Raw genomic sequence first — 12,873 nt, forward strand, 5'->3', positions numbered from 1 at the left:
TGTATACTTAGCAATCCTAAGTTCATAAGTTTGGAATTTTGTTAATGAAGTCTGCAGTAAAGTTGCATCCCTATATTTATAATTTATTGATAGAAAAGGATTTTAAAGATTTCAGTACCACTCAGCTCAGGGATGCATTGCTGAAAATTACGGATGAATACAGCCAAGTGAGCGAAGCTAGGAAGTTCATCTATCGCCAGCTTCTTCGACTAGAAGCACTGGGATTTATATGTAAAATTGACAATAGGGATGGGCGGCCCAAGAAATTGTACAAAAAAACGGCGCTCTTTTATTCCGCGACATTCACATCGGGAAAAATACCCAAAAACTCACGCCTTCATACAGTGCCAGCAACACTTGACTCAGAAGCAGCTGATGTCGATATCTTTTTAAATGGCCTTAAAAAGGAAAAGCTAATTCATGAGGCCAAACTCGCCGTCGTTCTTAGCGAAATCGAGGAGTATAAGTCTCTTATGGAGCGCTTTCCAACTAAGCGAACTTATTTGACAGGCCTATATCAGCAGGCCAAAAATCAGTCTGCTACATTACTTGGTAGAGTGACGGCTTTATCAAAAGTACTTGGACAGGATAGCATTGAGAATCACATATGCTGAGGGAATGGCAGAATCAGTGTGCTGATGCAGCACTAAATAAATATCAATCGGGGTCGCCGCATTTTTTATGTCTTGCTTGCCCCGGTGCTGGCAAAACTGTAATGGCTGCTGAGGTTGCAAAGCGAATGCGAGAACTCGATCTAGTAGATATCATTATATGCTTTGCCCCTTCAACAGCAGTGGTTTCATCTATAAAAAGCACATTCTCATATGTTTTAAAAAGTAATTTTTGTGGGGGGCTTGGATCAGTTGGAGCTGCTTACACGTATCATAATCTCATGTATTTTGGTAATGAATTCTGGAATTCTTTACAAAGACACCGATTATTAGTGATATTTGACGAAATTCACCATTGCTCCGGTGATTCACTTGATAATGCCAATGTTTGGGGTGGGGAAATTCTTACTCACGTTCAAAAATGTGCAACATATACATTGGCATTAACCGGAACCCCATGGCGAACTGATAATGTGCCGATAGTATTATCAAATTACACCAATCCGGATGGTGAGATCTGCTGCGACTACATCTACGGCTTGCATGAAGCCATTATCGATAATGTTTGCCGCAAGCCTAAGATTGCGCTTATCAATAGCGATAATTTAGTTTTTTGTTCAGATACGGCTACAAAAAGTTTCGGATCTGTTTCAGAATTGTTGAGCGAAAATTTAATTTCCTACCAATCAATATTTTCGCACCCCGAAGCAATGAAGTATGTTATTAAAGCCGGGTGCGAAAAACTTCGCGAAATCAGACAGGTTAACTCTGATGCAGGGGGATTGGTAGTTGCTTCTTCAGTTGAACACGCGTACCAACTTCTGGCTATTCTGGAAAATGAATTTGCACAAACCGCAACGATTGTGACATATCAGGATAAAGAAGCACTTTCTAAAATAGGGTATTTCCGGCAAGGAACTACCGAATGGATCGTTAGTGTCGGCATGATAAGTGAGGGTGCAGATATTCCTCGGCTTCAGGTCTGCTGCCATCTGAGTACTGTTAAAACTGAACTTTACTTTAGACAGGTGCTTGGCCGAATTCTTCGTGTTAATCAAAGAAAAAATCAGGAAGCTTGGTTATTCACGATAGCTACAAAAGAATTAACATTATACTCTGAGCGGTTAGTTACGGATTTGCCTGAAGATTATAACATTTTGCAGGAAATACGTAAATCGGCATCAATTAATATAGGTGTTAATTTATTTGACTTATTAGAAGTAAAGCAGAATAATGATATGAATAAAGAGGGTGGTTTTTCTCTTAAAATGGATTTTAATGAAGGTCAGCAATCAATCTTCACTGTGAAAGAAAAAACTAATAGATTGAAGATAAATTCGTTTTATCAAAAAGTTATTGATGCATTTGTGTATCCTAATGGATGATTACCAGTGGCTCATGCAAACTGAAAATAACAGTAGATTACTGCAGGGAAGCATTCACCAGTTCGGCGCTTGTATTTAAATTCCCACCCATGTTTTAATGGGACTTCAAGTTAAATTATTTCCGTATTTGAGGTTACTATTTAAGATAGGTATGAATAAAAATAGCATTTCATTTGAAAGTTAATGTAAATTACATAGGAAATGCCACAGGGTTATTAGAAATACGCACTAAAATTTTGGATTTTAAACTAAGTGCCTGTTTTCGAGGATGCATAAATATCTCAAAAACAGGCCTGGATTTATAAAAATATCATTGACTTTATGTGTGTTGTTTACATTTCTTTAATTCCTGAAGTTCGATGATTAAACATATTTCTCTTGAAAGAGACTTATCAAGCTGATTTTTTAGTTCTAAATTTTCAAGACGGAGTCTTTTTATATCAAGTAGATCAGTGTCTTTTCCGTTATTTTTATAGCTATCAATTTTTTTAATTAAGTCGGTGAAAATTGGTCTGGATTTTTTTATACTACCCTTAGATTTTCCTGCCTCGAGTGAAACAGCGTCATAACTTATTTTCGTACCTAAAGGAACATTTACGGGAACATTTTTTATTAAGCGTTCTAAAGCAGAAAAATAAATATCAATATTTTTCATTTAATGTCTCCTGATTTTGAGTTATATACGTTGAGGTATTTTTCAAGCAATTGAAGATCTTGTTTTTCTGTTCTATAAGTTAAAGAATTTACATCAACTTTTTCTAATAATTTAGTTTGTGCTTGAATTACTAACTCAAGCTTGTCTTTTTTAATAATAGCGTTTTCACAACTTAAGCAACTAACTAAGGAACGCGTTGAACGTTGTGTACATACTTCTAATGTTGTACACCCGCCAAGACAAGTTTCAGTGTATGCCAATTGACCTAGTTTAAATAATCTCACAGTCTCTTTCTTATCAATGGATATATTATTTTTAATGTTATTTTCAATTATCCTTCCTTGTGTACCAAATAACTTATTATCAGATAGTAAGATTAAATCAACGTAATCCAGTGCCTGAGTATAATTTTGTATTTCTTGGTATTCTGCAGCAAAGTGAGACTTGTCATTCGAAACTAAATCCTGTGCAAATGCGCTTCCGCGAGAGTAGTAAAGAGTCATTTGAGTTGATAAGTGTTGTAATTGCCTGCGTAATGAAGTTAATGATACTAATCCAGATCTTGAAGCATATAATGCAAGAGAACGTCTAAATTGATGTGTCTGCAGAGGCCAGTATTGCCCGATATCAAATTTAGATTCAGCTTCCCAAGCTCTAAACGGGTCGATTTTCTTTAGTTCAGCGATGTCCTCTTTTGTTATCATGACATTTAGCCATGAAATTTTCTTCATTTCATCTTTTGGTGCTAACTCAGCAGGTAATATTATAGAGTTTTCTATTCTAGGTGCGGTTCTTACTATACCTAAATAAGATGTACGCACAAAAAGAGGGAGGTTGTGAACTTCATATGAAAAATCTTCTATTTGATTAACTATAAAGAGACTTATTTTACTGGAAATGCATGTGGCATTATAGCCAACTTCATTAGTAACCCATTTAGCCTCTCTTTCCGATAGTTTGGTCGTTCTACCATTTATAATGTAATGATTCTGACCATTTTTATGGTAGATTTGTCCGCAGTTAATATGTAAATTTGTTGCTTCATCTATTCTCATACCCGTGAAAACTTGGATTGCTAATCGGCATCTAAATAATATGCTATTTATTAGATATAATATTCCTTTGATATTTGCATTGGCACCAAAATAGTCAAATATAAACTCCAGGTTATATTTTCTTGTAATGTTGGCAATATTGTACTCTGTAGGAGTGTGAATATATCTAGAATTGTGTGAAAGCTTACATGTTTCATCGTATTTAGATTTTATTTCTAGCATGAACTGTAAAAGAATATCAATATTTTCAAATAGTACTTTTATGTCTGAGGTAATGCTATTAATATATGAGAGATAAATTCTTGGCGGGATTGGTGGGAATTGCTTTAGATTATTCCTGTAATTTATTAAAGTAATATTCATCTCGGTCAGTTTTTTTATATCACAAAATTCAAATGGCTTGTTTTCATTGTCAACATCATTGAAAGCCAATAAAAATCTCCTAACATCATACATTGTTCCAGGTTTCAAGGACATTAAACAGTTATTAAGATGCTGTTTAGATATTAATAATTCCGGGATGGTTATATTTAATTCAGTACAGTATCTGGCTAAAGTATTTAATGTAGAACCAAGATTAGATATATTCTTAACCTGATATGTCTTTCCATTTCTGTACCAGATGTAAGCAAAAATTAATTTTTTCAAACTAGAAATCATATTGTCTATAAGATCTCCTGTCTCACCTTTAGCCCAATGTTTGAATGAAAGTAGACAAGGGCGATTTTTTTATCGTAACAACTAAAATCCCACTCATCGTCAGAGTATATTGAAATAACCTCCCCATAAATACTTCGGCTTATAACATGGGATGGTAATGGGGTATGTTTATCCGGCAGATAAACAGGATCAGGTGGGGACATTTTTTCTGTAAGAAAAATATTAGCGGAAAGAACCTTGTTAGTTTTCATTTGTAATTGCCCCAATGTTTACTAGCATTTCTAATTTGCCTTCCCAATATGAGTCAAGATTTCCCTGTGTATACACTTCATGTTTAATCTTATCTACTAAATGGATATTAATTTCGGCTATGCAGTTAACTATTTCATCAATTCGTATCAATACAGGATCATAAATATTATGCCAGTCATCATAGGTTCTAGATAAACCTTGAGTATTCTCAATGCAATATTTACAGCTAAGAATCTTTCGTAAATCATTTTCATCTGCATGTATTAAGAAGTTAGCGCAAAATAAGCAACCCTCTGGTTGCTTACAATCTGATTTAAATGCCAACTCGCCAGAAATACTCGTCGGGTTATCAACGTCTTTGCATCCACCGACAGAGGTTAATGTTTTATGTGGAGCCTCTGTGCCCGTAATTACATTGGACAATTTGGTTAGAAAGTCACTAAGGTCCTCTGTTTGCTTAGTAAACGTTCCAGAAGAATAATGATTCAATATTGTCGATTCAGTATTTTGTAAAAGTTTCGCTGCAACAGACGGGTCTGCATTGTTAATTAGCCATTCAGCTTTCAAACATCTCCATTCTCGTGCAACAATTAAACCTTTCGTATAGCCTAGGTCAAGCATCAGGGATTTTATATTTTTAGATATATCAACCAGATCTTTATGCGATTCATACTTTTCACCAAAAGATGGTATTAAGAAATCAGATCGATCTCCGAGTAAGTAATAATGTCTTAACTTCAAGTAAATTTTAAAAGCTGGCAGGAATTTACTGGTTATTCTAAAGTGTGTTTTCTTATTAAATGATCTGAATTTTATTAAACAAAAATCAATGCTTTCCTTCTGAACACAATATTCTTCATTCCATTTTATATTTAATAGTTGAGTAGGGTTCATTCCTGTATTTGCTATTAAGAGAAAAGTAAAAGATGCAATTGCGTCACGTAAAAAGTCCCGTTTCTGTTGTGAATTGATATCTGTATCATAAGCATTCGTTTTCTTAAGAAGCAGTATTGAACGACGAATGGTTCTACGTTGAGTTTCGTGGTCAGTAATTCCAATATCCCTGAGCTCATTAGGCGTAACTATCCGACCATGTTTGTAATTAAAGCCAGAATTTACTTTTTTTTCCTTTGTTGTCCCATTATCATTTAAATTGGTCTGACACCAGCATTTTATTGGGAAAATCCAAACAGTATTTTCATGGATCTTTAGAAATTCAGGTACTTTCCATGCATAGGGATATGTCTTTTTATTAGTAATAAAATCATGTGCACCATTAATAACTGAATGTAATATTTGAATGTTTTCACTAGCGTGTAGGTCGTCGGGGGGGAGCGTTAACTCTCTATCTCTTAGGGATGTTTTCACTTTTGGAAAGCATTGATGTAGTTCTTCAGAAACTATTTCCTTTAACACGTTAATTAAAGTTTGTAGTTTATCTGTTATTGTGCTCGCTTTGTTTTTACCTAAAGCGACTTCCTCCCAACAATGATTGACATACGAATTAATTGCATCAATGCAACTCATTTCATTATCTAGACAGTTATGTATTCCTTTTGAATCACACCATCTGATAAATTGAAATAATCGTGATAAATTATACGATATTTTGGATTCGCGGATTCCTCCAAAAAGTAACTGATTTATTACGTATACGTATATCTTTCTTATGAGAGGTTTTCTGTTAATATTGATGTTATCTGCATATATATTGGAGCCACTTATTATTATTTGTTGATAAAATAGTGAGTTAATATAATGGTTTTTTCTGTTGAAATTAATTCCGATTATACTAAGATCTATTGGCTCTGAACTTTCGTTAAATGGTTGCGATATTATTGTTGACATTACATTCAAATTTTTCATAAACACTCCATATTGACATGTCCTAAAAGAATGTTAATATAATCCTCATAATTTTCTTGATGTGTCATTAATGTATCAAGGTTACTTTTATAATTTAAATACCTATCTGTCATTTCAGTAGAGGTATGACCCATTCTTGCTTTGACATACTCTCTGGCTTCATACAAGCTTTGCTTTCCTTCTTCAACTAATCGCATCTGTGACTCTGATAAGTTCATACCAAATGTAGCTCGTAAATCATGAAACCGGAAAATATACTTGTTATTAGATAATTTAACCCTCATTGTAGGAATAACTGTTTTAGAAATAAATTGTCTTACAGCCTCTCCATTGTGCATTGTTCTTTCATTAGACTGAGTATTGGATGATTTTAATGATTCCTTGCCAAGATAATATGGAACTCCTCTATTGCTTAAAAATAAGTAATCTTTGAATTCATGATTTTTTATTTTATTTACTCTGTTAAGGTAGCGTTCACTTAAAGTATAAACCCTAATTTTGTTATAGAGTAATTTGGGGAAGATAAGTATCAAATTCTTATCTTTCTTGGTATCAATACTTGTACCATGCCCAGTTGCTAATGTGAAACTACTATCACTGATATCTATTGGTTTACAAAAATGGGACTTTCTTAAAGTTAACACTGTTTGTATCCTTGCTCCAGTAAGCAATGCAATTAGATGGATTAATAACATTTCAGTGTTTCTGGTGTTATTTATTGTTTTAATTAATTCTAATTGCTCTTGTTTAGGTAAAGGTCTTAGTCTACCTTCATCGATTATCTCGTTAGAAAAAGGATCATAATTGGGGGAGGGTATTATTTTTAAATCAGTTGTTACTTTTTTAATATGAAAAGCAGAACCCTTTGCGTCATTGGTTTTTATATATAGGTCACGCTCATTCCAGAGCGGGTTTAATGGTTTAAAATAATTCTCCTCAGCTAAATAACGATAAAATTTAATCATTGAAGATACTCTTCTTTTTGCAGTGTGAGAACTAAGTTCATCATTTTGAACAAGAAGGAGTAAATAATTCCTGTATCGATATGTCGGCCGTAATAACTTCATTTTAGGAAAGCTAAACATATCTATGTTATTATCATCAATGTAATTTTTGAAATGAGTTAAATCTGACATGATGCTGTGATAAGTTGATATTTTATAGTTAAAATCGCTATTTGCTTTTGCAATTATGTATAAAATACCCTCACGCCATGGTGAGCCATCTTTGTTTATAATTATTGGAAAGTAGTTGTAGTTATAACTTTTGATTATCTTCCCATTTACTTTAAGGGGAGGTATAGCCTTTCTTGAGTAGCTGTTCTTTGAGTCAAGCTCAATGGTCTCCCCCTCAGGGTCATTTACATGAGTAACCTTTGTCATGGTAACTTGTCTTAAGGTTTTCTTCCGGTTTAGACTCATAGCAACTCCAACTGATTGATTGTCATTTTTTTAAATCTACAAAGTATGGTGCTTATGCTTGAATCTACAAGTAACAAAGATGGTGCGGAGATCCTCATCGATCGCGGTTGGGATCGTCCTCTGGGTGAAAAGCATTTTGATGACCCTGAAAACCAGCTTCGTCGTCCACGCAGGCTGACGCCCCGCGAGTGCGCGCGTCTGATGGGGTTTGAATCGCCGCAGGGCTATCATTTTCGCATTCCGGTTTCGGATACTCAGGCCTATCGTCAGTTCGGCAATTCAGTGGTGGTGCCGGTGTTTGCTGCGGTGGCAAAGCTTCTGGAACCGCGGATAGCGAAAGCGGTGGCCTGGCGCGAGCGCGAGGATAACCATGGCCGACGTCCACGATAAAGCCACCCGCAGCAAAAATATGCGCGCTATCGGCACGCGCGATACCGCGATTGAAAAACGGCTGGCGGGGCTGCTGGCCCACTCTGGGTTTTCCTTTACCGTCCAGGATGCCGCGCTACCGGGGCGTCCGGATTTTGTGGTGACCGACTATCGGTGCGTTATCTTTACCCACGGCTGTTTCTGGCATCATCATGATTGCTATCTGTTTAAAGTCCCCGCGACGCGCACCGGGTTCTGGCTGGATAAAATCGGCAAGAACGTGGTGCGCGATGGTCGCGATATTGGGCTGCTGGCAGAGCAGGGATGGCGGGTGCTGGTGGTTTGGGAGTGCGCGCTACGCGGGCGGCAGAAGTTAAGTGATGAAGCGCTTGGTGAGCGTCTGGAAGAGTGGATCTGCGGCGGTGGCGACAGCGCGCAGATCGACACTCAAGGCATTGGCCTGCTGAAGATTACTTCTCTGCCTTACAAGAGGTAATTTCGCTGCGTGCAGGGAACAGGTACTTCCCGAGCGTCACCAGCACCACTGCAAAGATAATAACCCCGAGCGCCAGCCACTCGACCGGCGACAGGCTCTCCCCGGCGAAACTGGTGCCGAGCAGTACAGCGACCACCGGGTTAACGTAGGCATAACTGGTTGCAACGGCTGGCGTCACGTTACGAATCAGGTACATATAGGCATTAATGGCAATAAGAGAGCCAAATATAGCCAGGTAGGCGACGGCCAATATGCCGGACCAGGATGGCATCTGGGTTAATTTTTCGCCAGTCAGCACGGAGGCGACCATCAGAACAATTCCTGCCGCCAGCATCTCAATAGCACCCGCCATCATCCCCGTCGGCAGCTCAACTCGCGAACCGTAGACGGAACCAAACGCCCAGCTCATCGAGCCGATAAGAATCAGCAGCGCACCCCACGGGTTGCCGTTAAGGTTGCCACCGCTGTTGAGCAGCACAATCCCCGCGAGGCCAATGGCGATACCTAACCACTCCAGCTTGCGAGTCGCAATACCAAAAAAGCGGCTAAAACATAGCGTGAATAGCGGTACCGTCGCGACCATCACTGCTGCAATCCCAGATGGTACGTGCTGGTGCTCGGCGAGGGTGACAAAACCGTTACCGACGGCCAACAATAAAATACCAATCAGCGCTGCGTTGAGCAGCGGTTTTCGCGCAGGAAGCTTATGCCCGGTTGCCAGCAGCCATGCGGTCAGCACCGCGCCTGCGGAAAGAAAGCGCACACCAGCCATCATCAGCGGAGGCCAACTGGTCACGCCAATAGCAATGGCAAAATAGGTGGAACCCCAAATGATATACAGCGCAAACAACGCCCCGATGAGCGGTAACAGCTGACGGGTAGACATACTTCCTCACGATGGTGCAGAGATAGAAAGGGGACACATAGTAAACGTGAAAACTATCGTGCTGGCGAGCGCTTTAATTCGCCTGCTATGGTTAAATTTTTGTTGACTCTAGACACCTGTGGGCGAAAAAGCGCTTTTGCTTCATACTTCAGGAGGAAAAACCATAAATGAAGGAATGCAATTTTGGCGGGAAGTAGTCTTTTAACCTTATTGGATGATATCGCAACTTTACTTGACGATATTTCTGTCATGGGAAAACTGGCGGCGAAAAAGACAGCGGGCGTGCTGGGCGACGATTTATCGCTTAATGCTCAGCAGGTTACTGGCGTGCGGGCTAACCGTGAACTGCCAGTAGTTTGGGGAGTTGCCAAAGGTTCATTTATTAATAAAGTGATCCTGGTACCGCTGGCGTTATTAATCAGCGCGTTTATTCCTTGGGCCATTACGCCGTTACTCATGCTGGGCGGCGCGTTTCTATGCTTTGAAGGCGTTGAGAAGGTGCTGCATACCTTGCAGGCCCGTAAACATAAAGAAGATCCGCAGGTTCGCCAACAGCGGCTTGAGGCTCTGGCAAACCAGGACCCAATGGCCTTTGAGCGGGATAAAGTGAAAGGGGCAATTCGCACCGACTTTATCCTTTCAGCTGAAATTGTCGCGATTACCCTTGGTATTGTGGCCGAAGCGCCGTTGTTAAATCAGATTCTCATCCTGTCTGGTATCGCTCTGCTGGTGACCGTGGGTGTGTATGGGCTGGTGGGGGTCATTGTTAAGCTCGATGATATGGGTTACTGGCTGGTGGAGAAAACCAGTACGTTGGCGCAGTGGTTGGGTAAAGCCCTGCTGGCTATTGCACCGCGCCTGATGAAAACCCTTTCTGTAGTAGGGACGCTGGCGATGTTTCTGGTTGGCGGCGGCATTGTGGTTCATGGAATTCACCCTTTGTACCAGGCCATCGAAAATCTGGCTCTGGGGCAGAATAGTATGATTGCTTCGCTGCTGCCGATGGTAGCGAACCTGGTACTGGGGTTCATCGTTGGTGCCGTGGTGCTGGCTGGCGTGAAAGCCATCGCCAGTTTGCGTCGCCCTGCGGAGTAAATTAGCTCCAGGCTGTGCAAAGTGGCTCAGCTTCGTCTAAGGTAAGTTTGTTTCTTCCTGATACCGGAGGCAAAAAATGGTCTTGTTGGTCAGTGATGAAGTAAGGCGGAAAAATGGCGGCCCACGCATGGTCGTGACCGGGTTCGCCAGCGGTATGGTCGAGTGTCGTTGGTATGACGGTCATGGTGTTAAGCGCGAAGCATTTCGCGAGGATGAATTAATCCGCGGAGGGGGAGGGAAGCCGAATCATTCCTGAACCTGATAAGCGCCCGACATGAGTCGGGCGTTTTTTATATGATTGAGTACCTGACTAATATGGGACGTTGATGACCTTTGCTTCTTTGACCGTGCTGCGAGAGAACGATGGATAAGCCGATGCGGGTGAACAAACTTCGCCATGTGTTAAGCCCAGGATATGTGGTTAATCTCTGCTTTTTTATCGTTTTCTGCTTTTCCACGCTGCTGATATGGCGTGAGGTCAAGATCCTGGAAGAAGCGTACGTTGCAAATCAGCGTAACAATCTTGAAAACGTCACCCATGAACTGGATGGCCTGCTGCAGTTCAATATCGACAGAATGATCTTTTTTCGCAACGGCATGCAGTCGGCGCTGGGAACTCCGTTGGATTTTGCGGTGCTGCGAAAGGCCGAGCAGGATTATTTAGAAAAGCGGCATGAGCCAATATGGTCCGTCGAGTTACATAACCGGCGGACGCTTCCCGTGTATGGTGTAGCCGATGCTTTTGTCGATAGTGACGATCTTCTTTCTCGCGATACTCCTTTTTCCGGTAATGAGCTGATGGCGAGCCTTGAGCTCGGGTATTTGTTGCGCCTGGCCAATAACAACCGGGGCTTTACCGAGCGTATGCTGTACGTTTCGCGCAGCGGTTTTTTTATCACTACGGAACCGCCGAAGAATTCGACTCAGGCGCTGGGGCTGTATTCACGGGCAATTAGCGCTTCGTGGTTTATTCAGCAAACGCAGCGTAATAACCCGGCTCGCGGTATTGTCTGGCAAACTTTTCCTGGTGATGAACCGCAGCGCGAAGCACAGGTGGTGACGGCCTCTATCCCTCTTGATTATCAACGCTACTGGCTAGGCGTACTGGCGATGGATTTCTCCGTACGCGAAATGAGGACCTTTCTTGTTAACGCAGTAAAGAATGGCCAGGAGGGTGAATATCAACTTTATGATAATCGCCTCAATTTAATTGCGTCTTCCGCATCTGATAACGTGTTAACCCTGTTATCACCGCAGGAACAAGAACAGCTGCGGAGTGCTTTTTCCCATGGCAATCAGGGGGGATTCGTTTATTAACCCGCTATATCAGCTGGGAAAAACTACGTAACTTTGACGGAGTGCTGCTGCGTATTCACTCGCTTAAAGAAGGTGTTCGCGATGATTTTGGCCGCATCACCATTGCTTTGATGCTGATGTGGCTTATGTTCACCCTGATGCTGATGATCTCCTGGCTGGTTATTCGCCGAATGGTGCGCAATATGAGCGTGTTGCAAACGTCTCTTGAGTGGCGAGCCTGGCATGATGCGCTGACGCGTTTGTTAAACCGCGGTGCGCTGTTTGAACGCGCTAGCGAGGCGACCAGCTTAAGCGAACGTCTGAAACGACCTATCGCGGTGATTCAGCTCGATCTGGACTATTTCAAAGGCGTTAACGATCGACACGGGCATCAGGCCGGCGATCGCGTATTGGCGCTGGTGGGCAGTACTATCGCGAGTCATATTCGCGAGGGCGACCTTGCTGGTCGGGTCGGCGGAGAAGAGTTTTGTATTGTGATGCCGAATACGACGCTACATGAAGCGGCAGCCATTGCAGAACGGATTCGAGTTCGCATCAATGGCCGCGAGATTTTACTGCGAAACAGGTCGAGTCTGCGTATTAGTGCCTCCTTTGGCGTAAGTAGTAGTGACGATTCAAATGAGTTCAACTTTGAAAACTTGCAGTCGATTGCCGATCATCGGCTGTACCTGGCTAAGCAAAATGGGCGTAATCAGGTCTGTGCTGAAGGATGATGTTACATTTGTATGGTGGATGAATTGTTCGCCAGGTCATCTTTGATAGTTACTTTTATGAGATTTATCTTAAAAAATATTTCCGTATGAAC

The 12,873-nt window shown here is 41.0% G+C and carries 10 protein-coding genes and 2 pseudogenes; 7 read left to right on the forward strand and 5 right to left on the reverse strand.

All coding sequences use genetic code 11. The features are described from left to right. The first annotated feature begins 44 nt into the window (after nucleotides 1–44). Together AC07P6_RS11125 and AC07P6_RS11130 are read left to right on the forward strand one after the other, a co-directional pair. Entirely contained in the window at nucleotides 45–614 is a 570-nt protein-coding gene (locus AC07P6_RS11125) for a hypothetical protein (RefSeq protein WP_086073812.1), read from the forward strand. Beyond that, the gene (locus AC07P6_RS11130) at nucleotides 608–1,996 is read left to right on the forward strand and encodes a DEAD/DEAH box helicase (protein ID WP_139840814.1); all 1,389 of its coding nucleotides are present in this window, start codon (nucleotides 608–610) and stop codon (nucleotides 1,994–1,996) included. The genes AC07P6_RS11125 and AC07P6_RS11130 overlap by 7 nt, the downstream gene beginning before the upstream one ends. 319 nt (nucleotides 1,997–2,315) lie before the next feature. Here AC07P6_RS11130 and AC07P6_RS11135 read toward each other — a convergent pair whose 3' ends face one another. The 4 genes from AC07P6_RS11135 to AC07P6_RS11150 all read right to left on the reverse strand — a co-directional run bounded on the left by AC07P6_RS11135 (nucleotide 2,316) and on the right by AC07P6_RS11150 (nucleotide 7,866). Then, a complete protein-coding gene (locus AC07P6_RS11135; RefSeq protein ID WP_478316296.1) occupies nucleotides 2,316–2,651 on the reverse strand; it encodes a hypothetical protein in 336 nt (111 codons plus the stop codon). Continuing rightward, nucleotides 2,648–4,366, reverse strand: coding sequence for a site-specific integrase (locus tag AC07P6_RS11140; RefSeq protein WP_478316298.1), 1,719 nt, complete (start codon nucleotides 4,364–4,366; stop codon nucleotides 2,648–2,650). Before AC07P6_RS11140 ends, AC07P6_RS11135 begins: the two co-directional genes overlap by 4 nt. A gap of 240 nt (nucleotides 4,367–4,606) precedes the next feature. After that, nucleotides 4,607–6,484 carry a hypothetical protein gene (locus tag AC07P6_RS11145; protein ID WP_478316300.1) on the reverse strand — a complete coding sequence of 626 codons (1,878 nt, stop codon included), beginning with the start codon at nucleotides 6,482–6,484 and terminating at the stop codon, nucleotides 4,607–4,609. Further along, nucleotides 6,481–7,866: a tyrosine-type recombinase/integrase gene (locus AC07P6_RS11150; protein ID WP_478316302.1), complete on the reverse strand. Its 1,386-nt coding sequence runs from the start codon at nucleotides 7,864–7,866 to the stop codon at nucleotides 6,481–6,483. The genes AC07P6_RS11145 and AC07P6_RS11150 overlap by 4 nt, the downstream gene beginning before the upstream one ends. Before the next feature lie 111 nt (nucleotides 7,867–7,977). Between AC07P6_RS11150 and AC07P6_RS11155 the strand changes: the two are divergent. Then, nucleotides 7,978–8,295 (forward strand): annotated as a pseudogene (locus AC07P6_RS11155) (DNA cytosine methyltransferase); the annotation flags it as partial. Next, on the forward strand, nucleotides 8,276–8,770 hold the full coding sequence (locus tag AC07P6_RS11160) for a very short patch repair endonuclease (RefSeq protein ID WP_478316304.1): 495 nt from the start codon (nucleotides 8,276–8,278) through the stop codon (nucleotides 8,768–8,770). The pseudogene AC07P6_RS11155 and the gene AC07P6_RS11160, both read left to right, overlap by 20 nt. Here AC07P6_RS11160 and yedA read toward each other — a convergent pair. Next, a complete protein-coding gene (yedA, locus tag AC07P6_RS11165; protein ID WP_478316306.1) occupies nucleotides 8,745–9,656 on the reverse strand; it encodes a drug/metabolite exporter YedA in 912 nt (303 codons plus the stop codon). The two genes, AC07P6_RS11160 and yedA, sit on opposite strands and share 26 nt — an antisense overlap. A 183-nt stretch (nucleotides 9,657–9,839) precedes the next feature. Here yedA and AC07P6_RS11170 point away from each other — a divergent pair, with 183 nt between their 5' ends. The 3 genes and pseudogenes from AC07P6_RS11170 (at nucleotide 9,840) to dgcQ (ending at nucleotide 12,781) form a co-directional block, all read left to right on the forward strand. Next, nucleotides 9,840–10,751, forward strand: a complete 912-nt coding sequence (locus AC07P6_RS11170; RefSeq protein ID WP_304260046.1) for a DUF808 domain-containing protein — start codon at nucleotides 9,840–9,842, stop codon at nucleotides 10,749–10,751. Nucleotides 10,752–10,827: 76 nt separating this feature from the next. Further along, nucleotides 10,828–11,007 carry a YodC family protein gene (locus AC07P6_RS11175; protein WP_110274359.1) on the forward strand — a complete coding sequence of 60 codons (180 nt, stop codon included), beginning with the start codon at nucleotides 10,828–10,830 and terminating at the stop codon, nucleotides 11,005–11,007. Between the two features lie 107 nt (nucleotides 11,008–11,114). Further along, nucleotides 11,115–12,781, forward strand: a pseudogene (gene dgcQ / locus AC07P6_RS11180) (cellulose biosynthesis regulator diguanylate cyclase DgcQ). Nucleotides 12,782–12,873: the final 92 nt, after the last annotated feature.

The organism is Klebsiella sp. GFKo11, assembly GCF_056490265.1.